Raw genomic sequence first — 14,686 nt, 5'->3', positions numbered from 1 at the left:
GTTTCAGGCCCCCATCGCTCAGGCCAGCGCCGGCAGCAAGGTGGCCGCGCACTCGCCAAAGCCGATGCGCGCAGCGCCAGCCCTCTCACACCAGCCGCGCAGTTCCATGCGATCGCCATCCTCCACGAAGGTACGCTGCTCACCATTGGGCAGCACGACAGGCTGCTTGCCGCCCACAGTGAGTTCGATCAGCGCGGCCGCCTGGTCGAGCGTCGGGCCGGACAGCGTGCCGGTGCCCAGGATGTCGCCCGCGCGCAGGTTGCAGCCATTGGCCGTGTGATGCGCGACCATCTGCCCCAGGGTCCAGTAGGCGTGGCGGTAGTTGGTGGCGCTCAGCCGCGTGGCAGCCTGCTCTTCGGCGCGCATCCGCGCCGTCTGCATCAGGACTTCCAGCTGGATGTCGAGCGCGCCTTCCTCACGGTCGCCAGGGGCGTTCAGGTAAGGCAGCAGCTCCGGGTCCTCGGCGTCACGCACCGGTGGTGCGGTGCGGTATGGGGCCAGCGCCTCCAGGGTGACGATCCATGGCGACAGCGTGGACGCGAAGTTCTTCGCCAGGAACGGACCGAGCGGCTGGTATTCCCAGGCCTGGATGTCACGCGCCGACCAGTCGTTGAGCAGCGACACGCCAAACACATGGTTTTCGGCCTCGGCCAGGGGAATGGCCTGGCCATGGGCGTTGCCCCGCCCGACGTACACCGCCAGCTCCAGTTCGATGTCCAGCTTCCTGCTGGCCGCGAAGACCGGTGCGCTGGCGCCTGGCGGCAGGATCTGCCCGCAGGGACGACGGAAGTTCTCGCCGGACACGATCAGGCTGGAGGCACGCCCGTGGTAGCCGATGGGAATCCATTTGTAGTTGGGCATCAGCGGGTTGTCGGGGCGGAACAGCCGCCCGATGTTGGTCGCATGGTGCACCGAGGTATAGAAATCGGTGTAGTCGCCAACCTGCGCCGGCAGGCTGTACTCGGCATCGGCCTGCGCGACCAGGCAGCGATGCAGCACAACGGCCTCGCGCGCACCGGGACGCAGCGCCCGCGACAGAGCCAGACGCAGGTCGGACCACGCCGCCGGCCCCATGTCCATCAGGCGGTTCAGGCTGGCCTCGCCTGCGGCGGCGGCCGCATCACCGCTGAAGATGCCGGCGGCGAAGGCGGCGTGCATATCGAGAATCTGCTCGCCGATGGCGACGCCGCCGCGCCAGGGTTCGTCGCTGCCGCGGCGGCGGAAAACCGCGAACGGCAGATTCTGGATAGGGAAGTCGCTGCCCTTCAGGTTGGCGGACTCGACCCAGCTGACGAGCGAAGGGTCATGGGTTTCGTTCAAGGTAGCCATGTGTCGATTGTCCTGCGCTTACTTGCGGTCCGGGTTGAAGTGCTTTTTCAGGCCCTGCCAGCACTGTGCGTAGTCGCGCTGCAGGTGCGGCGACTGCATGGCGTAGGGCGTGGGGATCAGGGGCATCGGCGTCTCGAACATGAAGGCCATCGTGTCCTTGATGTAGTCCGGCTGATCGATGTTGCGCGTGGATGAACTCTCGAAGGTCTCGGCGTCGGGTCCATGGCCGGTGAAGCGGTTGTGCAGGCTGCTGCCGCCCGGGGCGAAGCCCCCGGCCTTGGCGTCGTAGACACCGTGAATCAGGCCCATGAACTCGGACGCCACATTGCGGTGGAACCAGGGGGCACGGAAGGTATGCGCCATCGCCAGGGTACGCGGCGGGAAGATCACGAAGTCCAGGGTGCCCAGCCCCGGCACGGCAGTGGGCGCGGACAGGACCAGGAAGATGCTCGGGTCCGGATGGTCGTAGCTGATCGAACCGATTGCGTTGAAGCGCCGCAGGTCGTACTTGTACGGTACATGGCTGCCTTGCCAGGCCACGACATCGAACGGCGAGTGGCCCATCTTCGCGCGCCACAGGTTGCCGCTGAACTTGGCGATCAGCTCGTGCTCGCCCTCGACGTCCTCGTACCAGGCGACAGGCGCCTGGAAATGCCGCGCCGCAGCCAGGCCATTGGAGCCGATCACCCCCAGGTCCGGCAGCCTCAGGTCCGCGCCGAAGTTCTCGCAAATGTAGCCGCGCGCGCTGCCATCCGGCAGGCCGACACGAAAACGGACGCCGCGCGGGATCAGCACGACCTCCTGCGGCTCGGCGTCGATCAGGCCGAACTCCGTGGTGATGTGCAGGCGGCCTTGCTCCGGCACGATCAGCATCTGCGCATCCGCGTTGTAGAAGGCACGCCGGCCCATGGACTGGTTCGCCGCATACAGATGCACCGCGATATCGACGTTGCCGGCCATCGTGACCATGCCCTGGAGGAAGTCCGTCGGCTCGCTCGGCAGCGGCAACGGGTTCCAGCGGAACTGGTTGGGCGAAGCCTCGGTGTCACTGAAATCACTGACCAGTTGGCCGTTGTCGATGCGCTCGAATGGCTGGTGCATCGACGACGGCCGGATGCGGTACAGCCAGGAGCGCCTGTTGAGATGGCGCTGCGCCGTGAATGCCGTCCCCGAGAACTGCTCGGCGTACAGCCCATAGGGGCACTGCTGCGGCGAGTTCTGTTCGCTTGGCAGTGCACCTGCCAGCGCCTCGCTGCTGAACTCGTTGCCGAAGCCGTGCAGGTAGCACAGGTCGTCACGGGTTGCGGAATCAGGTTTGACGGTCATGATTTCACTCCTTCAATGCGAGATGACGACCTGCCCCGCCAGGCGGCCGTCAGGAACGTGGAGCAGAGGCTGGCTCCGGCCATCAGTGCACGATGTCGCCGTCGACCCGTGCTGCAGGTGCAGACGCAGTACCTCCCGTATGGGCGAACAGGAACAGCATCAGCGCGGCGATCACCGTGGGGACGGCCATCGCCAGGAAAATCTCGCTGTTGCTCCACTCGAACTGGATCAGCAGGCCGCCGAGCACGGGACCGGCGATGGAGCCCCAGCGCCCGATGCCCAGGCTCCAGCCCAGGCCGGTGGAACGCAGCGCGGTCGGGTAGTAGGTCGCGGCCAGGGCGTTGACCGCCGGCTGGCCGCCGATGATGCAGAAACCGGTCACCGTCACCACGAGGAACAGCAGGGGCAAGCCGATGCCCGGCTGCCCGATCAGCGCGATGCTGAGTGCGGCAAGGGCGAAGCACGGCACCAGTACCTTGAAGAAGCCGATGCGGTCGATCACCGGCCCCATCAGCAAGGTGCCGAGCACACCCCCGACCTGCAGCGTGGTGCCCACCATGACGGCCGTCGAGGTGGACAGGCCGGCACTGGTGGCGATGGTCGGCAACCAGCTCGACAGGAAGTACAGGTTCAGCAGGTTCATGAAGTTCACCACCCACAGCAGGACCGTCGCCACGCCGCGTCCCTCGCGAAAAAGCTCCACCACCGGGGCGCCACCCTGCGCGGTCTCCGCCAGGGCATAGCGGGTACTGCCATCCACTTTCAGCGAGGGGTCGATCCTGCGCAGCGTCCTGCCCACTTCATCCAGGCGTCGGCCCTTGACCACCAGAAACTGCATGGATTCGGGCACGTACACGTACATCAGCGCCGCGATCAGCAGCGGGAAGATGCCGCCGAGATAGAACACCGACTGCCAACCCCACAGGGGAATCATCCAGGCCGACACCAGGCCTCCCAGCACAGCGCCGATGGTGTAACCGCAGGACACCAGCATCATCAGGGTGACGCGCTTGTGCCGGGGGCTGAACTCGCCCACCAGCGCCAGCGCGTTCGGCATGATGGCGCCGAGGCCAAGGCCGGTGACGAAGCGGATCACCTGCAACTGGCCAATGCTCGTCACGTGGGCCGTCACCAGCATGCACAGCGAGAAGAACACCGTGGCCCAGATGAGTACGGGGCGGCGGCCGATCCTGTCGGCCAGCACGCTCAGCGTGAGCGAACCCACCAGCATGCCGAAGAGCCCTGCGCCGAACACCGGCCCCAGCTCGGCCTTGCTCACGCCCCAGTCGGCAATGATGGCCGGGGCCACGTAGCCCATCGACTGCACGTCGAAGCCATCCATGACCACGGTGAGCCCCACCATGACCAGGATCCAGAGCTGGCTGCGGCTGAGCCTGTTGCTGTCGATGACCGAAGGAATGTCGATGGTCTGCACGGCGCTCATACGCGAGGTCCTTGTGCAGATGGCGCGTGCTCGAGGAACGGCGATGGGCCGCCAGCGTCACGGCGACCAGGGCGTGCGCGCCCTGCATTGCCCGGCGTTGGATCATTGAACATGACTTGTCTCCGCTTGACCGAGATACGTGTACATTGGATGACCGATGCACTTATTGAACAAATGGTATTTTTCGATCAACTTATCGGGACAAACGATGAATGTTACCTTGCGCCAGTTGCGCGCCTTCGTCACGCTGGCCAAGCTCGGGAGCTTCACCGAAGCCGCCACGGCCCTGCACATCACCCAACCCACGCTCAGTGGCCTGATCAAGGAGCTCGAGCAGGCGCTGGGGGTGCAGATCGTCAACCGCACGACGCGCAAGGTAGAGCTGTCCAGCGTCGGCAAAGAGTTCCTGCCGCTGACCGCACGCATCCTTCAGGACCTCGACGAAGCACTTCGGGCCATCACGGATATCAAGGAATTCAAGTCGGGCACCGTGCGTGTCGCGGCGCCGCAACTGATGGCCTGCACGCTGCTCACCGATGTCGTCAGCTCGTTCTCGCAGCTGTACCCAGGGGTCGACGTGCGCCTGTCCGACAGCCTGGTCGAGGACGTGCTGCCGAGGGTACAGGGTGGTGAAGTGGATTTCGGGATCGGCCCGGAGCGCACGGAAAACCGGGATATCACGGCGCACCTGCTGTTCGACATGCCCTTCGTCGCCGTGCTGCCACAACAGCATCCGCTTACCCGGCATGAGCACCTGACCTGGGCGGAGTTTCTGGGCCACCCGCTCATCTCTCTGGAAGGCGAGTACACGCAGATCCTCCGCCGGGAACTGCACGCGGCGTCGGACCAGCTCAACTACGCGCCGACGAAGGAAGTCTCCTTCATGACCACGGCGCTGAGCATGGCCAGCGCCGGCCTGGGTGTAACGGTATGCCTGCCCTATGCGCGTTCCCTGCTCAGCCTCTACCAGCTGCAGACCCGGACCTTGAGCGAGCCCACGGTGCGCCGCAAGTTCCACCTGCTGGTACGCAAGGATCGTGTGATCTCACCCGCCGCCCAGGCTTTTTTCGACTACCTGCTGGCCTACGTCGCGCAACAGAAATGGGGCTCCATGGCGCAGTAATGACGCCACTGTGCCCGCGCGATGCGGCGCTGCCGGCGTGTCGGGCCTCATAGGCGCTCGATAGCCGGCATGTGCCACTGACCGTCGAGCAGGCGCCGCTCCGGCAGGTAGATGCGCCCGGTCAGGCTGAACGGCCCGCTGGGCGGAATCGGCAACCAGTTGCCCTGCTGCTCGGCGGCCGGCGCCTCGCGCTGCAACCACAGGTCGAGCGAGCCGTCGGCGTTGTAGCGCAGCGGGTCGCGGTCACCCAGCGCATAGCGACCCTGCGGGTTGGCGATCAGGTAACCGTCACCGTCATAGGCCGTCACCGACCAGAACGCCCTGGCCGGCGGCAGCTCGCCGGCGGCGAAATGCAGACGGTAGCGTCGTCCCCCCTGCAGCGGCTGGCCCTGGCCATCGAGATTGGCGTTCGGGTAGATCGCGTCGGCTGCCAGGTTCGCACCGAAGCCCGCCATCGCCACCACCGCGCGCAGCCCGTAATCCGTGCCGTAGTCGCCGATATGCAGCGGTGGCTCACGCCAGCCGTTGACCAGCCCTTGCGTGTCCTGCAGCGCCCGCTGCATCTCGCGCCCGGCCAGCCAGATACCCAGGCGCACGGCCTGTCGCTGCAGCCAGTTCCACTGCGGCGCTGCGCCAGCGTGTACGCCAAGCTGGCGCAGCTCGGCGACGGCGGCGCTGTCGGCAGGCGCAGCGGGGTTGTCCTGCAGCAGGGTGGCCAGGCGAGCGAAGAAGTCCTGCGCGCTCAGCCCCCGCATCTGGTACAGCGGAGCTGGCCTGGAACTCTGCGGCATGGCGAATGGCAGCGCCGGGCTGGCGCTGCCCTGCTGCCAGTCCTGCAGGCTGCGCAAGCGCACGCCGGCCTGGATCGCGTGCACGCTCGGGTAGTCAGCCTTGCCGTTGGTCTGGATCCGTCCCAGCAACCAGGCGAGACGCGTCGGTGAACGCAGCAGGGTCAGCCCTGCCGGCACCTGCCCGTCCCAGTGCGGGCCGACCAGCAGGAAGCTTCCGCCCTGGCTGCCGAGTGTGCGACTGCCAAGGCTGGCGAAGACGTTGCTCCAGGCATCGAGAAACTGCATCAGCAAGTAGCGCTGGCTGGCCGGCACTTCGAACACCCAGGGCCCGGCATCCAGGTCCAGCCAGGCCTGGGTGTAGAGGGTGTCCACGTTGGGCCGCACGAACACGCGGTAATCCGCGTCGGGAAAGGCCGGCATGTGCACCAGGCGATTGGCCGGCGCGATGTCGCTGACGAAGTCGTGCCGGGTAAGGTCAGCCAGCACCAGCGGATAGCCGAACACATAGCCCCGAGCCGCCAGGCCCAGGGTTTCGCGCTGGCTCCACGCCAGACCGCCGCTCAGCAGCGCAGCCAGCACGCCCAGAAGCAGCAGGCGACGCCATAGCGTACGCGGTTTGCGCAGCAGGCAGGGGGACAGCTTCAGGTCGTTCATGAACGTTTTTCCGTATTCAGGTTGCTCATGGCAAACGCTGGATGGCCGGCGGCACCCACTGCTTGTCCAGCACCGCTTTCCTGGGCCAGTACAGGCGCAGGAACAGGCTGAAATCCTCCGCCGGGGCCGGCAGCCAGTTGCTCAGCTGCTCGGGCGCCTGGGGCTGCTCGTGCTGCACATACAGATCGAGCGAACCATCGGCGTTGTAGCGCAGGTCGCTGTCACCGCTGAGGGCATAGCGCTTGAGCGCATTGGCACTGAGAAACTGCTGGCCGTTGTAGAGGGTCAGCGACCAGAAGGCGCGCACCGGCGGCAGTTGCTCCTTGCCGAAGTGCAGCACGTAGCGATGCGCGCCCGTGAGCGGCTGGCCCTGCTGGTCATTCCACAGGTTGGGGTAGATCGCGTCCGCCGCCAGGTTGGCACCCAGGGCGACCTTCGCCACGATCGCCCGCTGCTCGTAGCGGGTACCGTAGTCGCCCAGGTCATAACCGATCCGCCAGCCGTTGAAGGTCGGCAATTGCTCCAGCACTTGCTTGCTGTTGGCCATCACCTCCAGCACCTTCTCGTAACCAAGGGCACTGCCGAGCCGCTGCAAGGGTGACAGGCGCGCCAGGCAACCCGGGCCGAGCAGACCGGTCGCCCGGATGCGCTGCATCATCGGCGCGTCGGCGGCGCTCGGCGGGTTGTCCTTGAGCAACTGGCAGAAGGTGGCGAAGAACTCGTCCTGGCTCCAGCTGGCGACCTGGCGATCCGGTGACGGGCTCAGCGCCAGTCGCGGCAGCTCGACCATGGCCACCGGCGTCGCTGCTCCAGCCGGCTGTCCCTGCCAGGTGCTCAGCGGCATCAGCCTGAAACGCTCCTGCAACTGGGTGACCGCCTGGTACTCCTGCTGATTGGCGCTTCTGATGCGGCCGATCAGCCAGGCCAGCTGAGTCGGCACCCGGATCAGTTCCAGCCCTGCGGGCGTCTCGCCCTGCCAATCCGGCCCGGCCACCAGATAGCGCCTGGCGGCCGTGCCGATGGTGCGGGTGCCGGGGCTGGTCACCACATTGCTCCAGGCATCCATGATCTGCATCATGTAGAAATGCCCACGGGTGTCGGGAATCTCCATCACCAGCGGCTCGCGGCGCAGGTCGAAGTGGCTGATGCTGTAGAGCGTGTCGATGTTCGGCGACACCACGCCATTGAACTCCGGATCAGGGAAGCGCTTGGCGTGGTTGAAGCGGTTCATCGCACTGGTGCCGATCAGCATCTGGTGCTGCTTGGTGACCTCCATCATCACCAGAGGGAAACCGAACAGGTAGGCCTGCGCGGTGTCCCTGGCCTGCTGGATCAGGTTGTAGCCAGCCAGACCCACGCCCCCCAGCACAGCGGCAGCGATGCCCAAGCCCAGGCGCCATTTCTTGTTCAGTGACATGTCAGGCTCTCCTTCAGCGGACGCCGGCATTGCGCAGCGCGGTGGGGGTGTACTCGGCTGCCAGCGCTTCGAAACCGAACTCCAGGCCGCCACGCTCCTCGTTGCGCATGCCCGAGGCGATGTAGCGGCCATTGAGCAGGTCATACAGCGCCTCGACGCCCATCCAGGGAATCTGCTGGTCGTAGCGGTAGCTGCTGTAGCCCTCACCGACGCGCCACAGCGTACCGCGTGCGTCGTAATGGTCGACCAGGGCGATCTGCCAGGTGTCTTCGTCGATATACAGCTCGCGCTTGGCATAGATGTGGCGCTGCCCGTCCTTGAGCGTGGCCTGCACCACCCAGACGCGGTGTTTCTCGTAGCGGGTCAGGTCGGAGTTGATGTGCCCGGGCTTGACCAGGTCGGCGTACTTCAGCTGCGGCGAGTCGAGCTGGTAGTTGTTGTAGGGGATGTAGATTTCCTTCTTGCCCAGCAGCTTCCAGTCGTAGCGATCCGGCGCGCCGTTGAACATGTCCAGGTTGTCCGCCACGCGCTGGCCTTCGGAGGCCGGATAGGGGCCGTCGTAGGCCACCTGCGGGGCACGCCGCACACGCCGTTGGCCGGCACTGTAAAGCCAGGCCATGCGCGGCTCCCTGACCTGATCGAGGGTCTCGTGAACCAGCACCACGTCACCGGAAAGACGCGCCGGCGCGGTCACCGTCTGCTTGTAGTAGAACAGCACGTTGCCCGGGTTCTGCGGGTCATAGCCCTTGATCTTGTCGCGGTAGCTGAGCTGCTGCCGGAAGTGCACCGGGGTGAAGGTGCCGCTGGCCAGCGGAGTGGCCTGCACGTGGCTGCGCCGGGTACTGCCACCGCGGTAGCGGGTAATGTGGTTCCATAGCACTTCCAGCCCGCTCTGCGGGATCGGGAAGGGATAGGCGGTGTCGAGGTCCTGCAGACCATTGCCCCCCTCCACCAGCCTGGCCAGGCGCGCGTTGCGGGCGATGGCCTGGTAGACCTGGTCCGGCAGCGCGGCACTGCGGTGGGTGGGAAAAACCCGCAGGCGATAGCTGTCCGGGTAGCGCTTGAGCATCGCCATCTGCCCCGCACTCAACTGCTCGCGATGCTGCTCGGCGTTCTGCGCCGTGATGACCAACAGCGGCTGCTCGGCCTCGAATGGATTGCTCAGGAAGCCGGCGGCATCGAGGCGGCCGGCTTCCTTCGGCAGGCCACCCGTCCATTCGGGAATCGAACCGTCGGCATTGCCGGCGCGCTCCGCGCCGACCGGGGTCAGGCGGGTGCCGAGCGTGGCGGCTGCTTCGGCGGAGACGGCTGCCTGAGCGTTGCCACAGATCAGGGCAGCCAGGGCAGTAAGGATCAGAGGTGTCTTGTGCATGTTCGCTCTCCGCTCAGAATGACACGCCAACGCTCAGCGCCACGAAATCGCGGTCCACGTTGACGTTGTAATCACCGCCGAAATAGTCGGTGTACGACAGGCTGGCGCTGTAGGTGCTGAGGTAGCTGGCGTCGAGGCCCAGGCTGATGGCCTTGGCCCCTTCGTTGAAACCCGGCTCCGGGCCGTAGCCGCTGACATCGTGGGACCAGGCCAGATTGGGGTTGAGCTGTACACCGGGGATCAGGTTGCTGAACTCCCAGATCGCCCGTACCCGATAGCCCCAGGCATGGCGCGTGGTGAAGCCTTCGTCGGTGCAGTTGCCTGGCGAACTGGCGTTGGTGGCACCGGTGCAGAGGGCATTGTCGGGGTACAGCTCGCCCGGCCCGTAGAGCGTGCTGCGGCCATAGCGCACGCCTCCCTTGCCCTCCAGTCCGCCGACCCAGGTGCTGGCAACCTCACCGACCAGTATCAGCCGGTCGGCACCCATCACCTGATCGAAGAAATGCGTGGCCGTGATCTGCGCCTGGGTGACCTCCTTGCGGCGGTAGCCATAGATGTCCATGTCATTGCCCAGTGCCGTGTCGCCGGAGCTCACCAGCGGCGTGGCGGCGCCCGTCCCGAGCACTGCCAGCACCTGGTCCAGCGGGTTGATCTGCACCGGCATGTTCGGCCGGTAGCTGATCTCGCCCGCCAGCGTGGTACCACTGTCCAGGCTGGTATTGAAGCTCAGGCCATAAAGGCGGATGTCCTCCGGAAAGGCGGCGAAGTAACGCGCGCTTCCCAGACGGTATGCCTGCACCAGGCCCTGCCCGGCAGCACTGCCGATGAAACCGGCGCAACCCGGCCTGGGAATGCCGAGGTGGGCGCACAGCTGCGGAGCGAAATCGAGATTGCGGGTATTCGGCCCGGTCGTGGTACTGAAATAAGGCTGACGGCTGTGGTAATTGATGAAGTAGCCGGCGAATTCACTGTTCAACTGCGGGGCGAACCAGCGCAACGCCACTCCCCACTGACCGCTGTCACGCGCATCGCGGTCGGCACTGCGCGGCACCTTGACGCCCTCCCCCGTCAGCTCGATGCCGAACGGGGCAAGCGCCGTCTGGGCGGTAGCGCTCCGATCGAGAGCCGGCCCCGTGCGCAGTTGATCGCAGCCCTCGGCGATCACATCGGTCTGGGAGAAGAAGGTGCCGCAGTTGTCGACCACCGTCTGATCCCACTCCAGCTGATAGAAGCCCTCCACGGAGAGGTCGTCGGTGATGTTCTGCGACAGGTAGAACAGGTTCACCGGTATCAGGCCTTCCTTGATTTCCGCGCCCGGGCGGCGGAGGGCGGCAACGTCCAGCGGATTGATGCTGTTGATGCCGCCCTGGATGAAGGTGCTCTCGCCCCAGCTCACCACCTGCTTGCCAAGGCGCACGGCGCCCGGCAGCTCACCGATCAGGTAGTTGTGATAGATGAAGGCATCGAGCACCTGGGCGCCGGCGGACTTGGCCCCCTCCTTCGCTTCGCGGTCGTCGATCGCCTTGTACTCACGATGCTCGTCCTTGAGCTCGACGTCGTACCAGTACTTGCCGCGCAGGAACACGCCGCTGTCGCCATACCTGAGCTCCAGGTCGTGAATGCCCTTGAAGATCTTCGAGAAGGTCTTGCCCTGCTCGAAGTTGCGCCGACCATCGTCGCCGCTGTGGTAGACGATCAGTTCTGGCTTGGGGTTGCGCAGCGCCCAAGCCGCGCCGACCGAGAGGTTCGAGTCTAACTGGCCTTCGATTTCGCCGAGCTGGAAGGTCAGCGCCGATGACGGCACACAAGCGAAACTGGCAAGGCTGGCGGCAACGGCAAGGCGTGCCTGCCGCCAGGGCAGATGATGGGCGTTCATGGGATGAGTACCTCTTCTCTTGTTCTTGTAGGTTGCAACAGACGGTTTTTTGCGGATCGCAGCTCGAGCTGTGCTCGATCGCTCGACCCGCAAGCCGTGACGCCCCGACGACTTCGCCCGACTGAAGAGCGTCGCCATTGCTGTCGTCGGGAGGCTGGGCCACGACGACACGTGTTGAGCTGTCGGTGAGTAGGTGCGCGCTCCTGGCTGCTTCTTATCGGTTTGCCCAACTGGGCGATACACGGATAATGAAAGCCTGTAGAGCTCACTCAGTGGCAGGCGCGAAATGGACAGAATCCCCTTAGGAGTGGCCAATCTGCAGCGCTATCACCGCGGTGCTCTGGGGGAGGTACTGGAACGCTACCTGCGTGGCACTCAGCGCTGCCGCGAGGGCGACTACAGCATGTTCAGCCTGGAGCAACTGCTGACCGAAGCGCAGCAGCACGACCCCGCCATCGGCCTGAACCTGTTCGCCCACTTCAGCGCACAGGATCGCCACATGCTGGCGCACGCCAGCAAGTACTGCGCGAACGTCGACGAGGCGCTGCGTTTCTGGGCCCGCTATGCGCGTCTGGCGTCGGACATGGACCATGTGAACTATGTCGAGGAGCAGGCCGGCGCCGCGATAGAGGTGTGGGTGGAGGCGCCGGAAATGCTGGCACGCTTCATCATCGAGCACTATTTCACCATGTGCATGACGCTGACCAACGAGGCCAACTCGGGCCAGCTGCAACCCATGCGGATCGACTTCGCCCACCCTCGCCCGAGCTACCACGAACACTACGGGAGGGTCTTCGGTGAATCCGTGCGTTTCGGCTGCCCAAGCAACCGGCTGGTCTATTCACATGCCGACCGCAAGGTGCCGTTGCAGACTCGCCATGCCGGCATGTTCGAGGTGGTCTGCCAGGAGCTGGATCGCTGCCTGGCTCGTCAACATCAGCTCAGTGGCTGGGCGGGAAAGGCAGCCCAGGGCATGCGCCGTGTGCTGAGTGAGGGTCGCGTACCCGGGCTGGAGGAGCAAGCCAGCGCCTTGCACCTGAGCTCGCGGACATTGCGTCGACGCCTGGAGGAGCAGGGACTGAGTTTCCGCCAGTTGCTCGATCTGGTACGTCTGGAGCTGGAGCAGCAGCTGCAGTTGCAGGGCGTGGTGCCTGCGGAGATTGCCACCCGTCTGGGCTACAGCGATCTCGATGCCTACCAGCATGCGCGGCGGCGTTGGCGAGGGGATGACTGAGGCCAGCACCGGCCTAAGGGGTCGAGGCAGCTGCCCCGGCATGGCTGATCACCACGAGGTCGTGCGGACGCAGGTGCAGCTTGGCGTCGTTGCTCATCATCTGAAAGGCCCAATCGACAAAGGCCCGGACCCTGGCCGACAGGAAGCGGTTGGCCGGATAGACGATGTGCACGGGCTGCGGTCGCAGGTGCCACTGAGGCAATACCGGAACCAGCCGACCCTGCCTCACCAGGTGTTCCACGGCAAACGGGGAAGCAGGCGTGATACCTGCGCCCATCGTGGCGGCGGCAACCGCGGACTCAGGGTCATCCAGCAGCAGCCTCGGCGGACGCTTCAGATCGTACGCGGATGCGCCCGAACGCAGGAACCAGGGCCTCGGCGTGTTGGTTCTCGGGTCGAACCAGCCCACCAGATCGGCCCGCTCGAGCATCTCTGGCTCTGCAGTGGGCCCGAAATCCTGCATGTAGCCCGGGCTGGCATAAAGGCCGGCATGCACATCCATCACGTGGAGCGCACTGAGCGAAGAGTCATCGACAGGGCCTCCGCGGATGGCACAATCTATTCCATCTTCGAGCAGGTTTCTCACTTGATGGTGGGCACCGAGCAATACCTGGATCTGCGGATAGCGATCGCGAAACTCGATCAGTTTCGGAGACAGTATCCATCGGCTGAACGCCGTCTGCGTCTCCACTCGCAAGCGCCCCCTGGGCGAGCTCGTCCCCCCTGCGAGGCGCGCCTCGAGTTCCTCGATGCTGTCCAGGACCTGCCGGCACTGTTCGGCATACACCAGGCCATCGGCAGTCAGGCTGACGGCACGGGTGGTACGGTGCAGCAAGCGCACACCCAGCACTTTCTCCAGATCGGCGACCCGTTGGGATACCCGGGCCTTGGGTATACCGAGCACATCGGCAGCCCGGCTGAACGATCCATGCTCGACCACGCAACTGAAGGTCCTCATCGCACTCAACTTGTCCATATGAGTCACCTTGAACGACAACGATAGACAGGCCAGGGACGCCGCATCATCCAGGGCGCCGGTCCGGCGCCTGTTGGGAGCGCGCCAGGGCGGGCCGGGGAAATGCCCCGTCCGGGCACATCACTTCAACGGCCCAATCGGCGAACGCCCGAACCCGGGCCGAAAGGTGGCGGCTGGTCGGGTAGACGATATGCACCGGCTGCGCCATGAAATGCCATGCCGGAAGCACGGGGACCAGCTGTCCCTGGGCGATATGGCTGTCCAAGGCAAAGCGCGGAGAAAGGGTTATCCCGCCCCCCTCCAGCGCCGCAGAAACCGCAGACTCGGGGTCGTCGAACACCAGCCCGGGGGACTTCTTCAGGTCGTACTCGACGTCTTCCGAGTACAGACACCAGGGCTTCGCAGCATTCGACTCGGAGTTGAACCAGCCAAGCAAATCGGCCTGTTCGAGGCGCCCCGGTGAATCCAGCACACCGAAGCGCTCCAGGTATCCCGGGCTTGCATACAGCTGGAACGACACATCCATGAGGTGACGGGCGATGAGCGATGAGTCATTCAGATGACCACTGCGTATGGCGCAGTCGATACCGTTCTCCAGCAGATGCCGAGCCCGGTCATAGACACCCAGATGAAGCTGGATCATGGGGTAGCGACGGCGAAACTCGGTCAGGCGGGGCGCGAGAATCCAGCGGCAGATCGAGGTCTGGGCATCCACCCGCAGGTAGCCTTTCGGTGCACTGACCGCACCGCTCATGCTCGCTTCGAGTTCATCGACATCGTCCAGGATCTGCCGGCAGCGCTCCACGTAGGCCGCACCGTCGACGGTCAGCTTCATGACCCGCGTACTTCGCTGCAGAAGCCGTACTCCCAGCTCGCTCTCCAGATCGGATACGAGCTGTGAAATCCGCGTACTGGGAACGCCGAGGGAGTTGGCGGCCTGACTGAACGACCCCAGGTCCACCACCCGGCAGAGGATTCGCATCGCGCCAAACTTATCCATAGAAGCCACTCCACGCGCTCAAGGGTCAGGGTTAGGCGGCCTTGCCTACAGTGGGGTGATACTTCCTCAGGTCAAGCGTAGTCCAGGTGCAAAGCGGGGATGACAAGCGGAGCGAGGCGTGTCAGGTACGGCCTGGATACGCAG

The 14,686-nt window shown here is 65.1% G+C and carries 11 protein-coding genes; 2 read left to right on the top strand and 9 right to left on the bottom strand.

Going from position 1 to position 14,686, the window contains the following annotated elements; all coding sequences use genetic code 11:
- Positions 1 to 18: 18 nt before the first annotated feature.
- From fahA to JLK41_RS09305, 3 genes are all read right to left on the bottom strand, one after another.
- Positions 19 to 1,329 carry a fumarylacetoacetase gene (gene fahA, locus JLK41_RS09315; protein ID WP_210390855.1) on the bottom strand — a complete coding sequence of 437 codons (1,311 nt, stop codon included), beginning with the start codon at positions 1,327 to 1,329 and terminating at the stop codon, positions 19 to 21.
- Positions 1,330 to 1,347: 18 nt separating this feature from the next.
- Complete coding sequence (gene hmgA / locus JLK41_RS09310; protein ID WP_150609059.1) at positions 1,348 to 2,655, bottom strand: homogentisate 1,2-dioxygenase; 1,308 nt, start codon at positions 2,653 to 2,655, stop codon at positions 1,348 to 1,350.
- Between the two features lie 82 nt (positions 2,656 to 2,737).
- On the bottom strand, positions 2,738 to 4,099 hold the full coding sequence (locus JLK41_RS09305) for an MFS transporter (RefSeq protein ID WP_244976490.1): 1,362 nt from the start codon (positions 4,097 to 4,099) through the stop codon (positions 2,738 to 2,740).
- 208 nt (positions 4,100 to 4,307) lie between these two features.
- Here JLK41_RS09305 and JLK41_RS09300 point away from each other — a divergent pair, with 208 nt between their 5' ends.
- Positions 4,308 to 5,222, top strand: coding sequence for a LysR family transcriptional regulator (locus tag JLK41_RS09300; protein ID WP_210390853.1), 915 nt, complete (start codon positions 4,308 to 4,310; stop codon positions 5,220 to 5,222).
- 47 nt (positions 5,223 to 5,269) lie between these two features.
- On the opposite strand, the gene JLK41_RS09295 is transcribed toward JLK41_RS09300, so the two are convergent.
- From JLK41_RS09295 to JLK41_RS09280, 4 genes are read right to left on the bottom strand one after another with little or no spacing between them, the layout of a single operon-like run.
- Entirely contained in the window at positions 5,270 to 6,667 is a 1,398-nt protein-coding gene (locus JLK41_RS09295; protein ID WP_210390852.1) for a DUF1254 domain-containing protein, read from the bottom strand.
- Positions 6,668 to 6,692: 25 nt separating this feature from the next.
- Positions 6,693 to 8,084, bottom strand: coding sequence for a DUF1254 domain-containing protein (locus JLK41_RS09290; protein WP_210390851.1), 1,392 nt, complete (start codon positions 8,082 to 8,084; stop codon positions 6,693 to 6,695).
- A gap of 13 nt (positions 8,085 to 8,097) precedes the next feature.
- Entirely contained in the window at positions 8,098 to 9,456 is a 1,359-nt protein-coding gene (locus JLK41_RS09285; protein ID WP_210390850.1) for a DUF1329 domain-containing protein, read from the bottom strand.
- A 13-nt stretch (positions 9,457 to 9,469) separates the two neighbouring features.
- The gene (locus tag JLK41_RS09280; protein ID WP_210390849.1) at positions 9,470 to 11,332 is read right to left on the bottom strand and encodes a DUF1302 domain-containing protein; all 1,863 of its coding nucleotides are present in this window, start codon (positions 11,330 to 11,332) and stop codon (positions 9,470 to 9,472) included.
- 286 nt (positions 11,333 to 11,618) lie between these two features.
- Here JLK41_RS09280 and JLK41_RS09275 point away from each other — a divergent pair, with 286 nt between their 5' ends.
- The gene (locus JLK41_RS09275; RefSeq protein WP_175253533.1) at positions 11,619 to 12,566 is read left to right on the top strand and encodes an AraC family transcriptional regulator ligand-binding domain-containing protein; all 948 of its coding nucleotides are present in this window, start codon (positions 11,619 to 11,621) and stop codon (positions 12,564 to 12,566) included.
- A 13-nt stretch (positions 12,567 to 12,579) separates the two neighbouring features.
- Here the strand turns inward: JLK41_RS09275 and JLK41_RS09270 are convergent, their stop codons facing one another.
- On the bottom strand, positions 12,580 to 13,542 hold the full coding sequence (locus JLK41_RS09270; RefSeq protein WP_210390848.1) for a LysR family transcriptional regulator: 963 nt from the start codon (positions 13,540 to 13,542) through the stop codon (positions 12,580 to 12,582).
- A gap of 46 nt (positions 13,543 to 13,588) precedes the next feature.
- Positions 13,589 to 14,542, bottom strand: a complete 954-nt coding sequence (locus JLK41_RS09265; protein ID WP_244976489.1) for a LysR family transcriptional regulator — start codon at positions 14,540 to 14,542, stop codon at positions 13,589 to 13,591.
- Positions 14,543 to 14,686 lie beyond the last annotated feature (144 nt).

It is taken from the genome of Ectopseudomonas khazarica (assembly GCF_017915135.1).
GTDB lineage: Bacteria > Pseudomonadota > Gammaproteobacteria > Pseudomonadales > Pseudomonadaceae > Aquipseudomonas > Aquipseudomonas khazarica.
The sequence above is the reverse complement of the archived record's forward strand: the minus strand, read 5'-3'. Positions and strand labels throughout refer to the sequence as shown.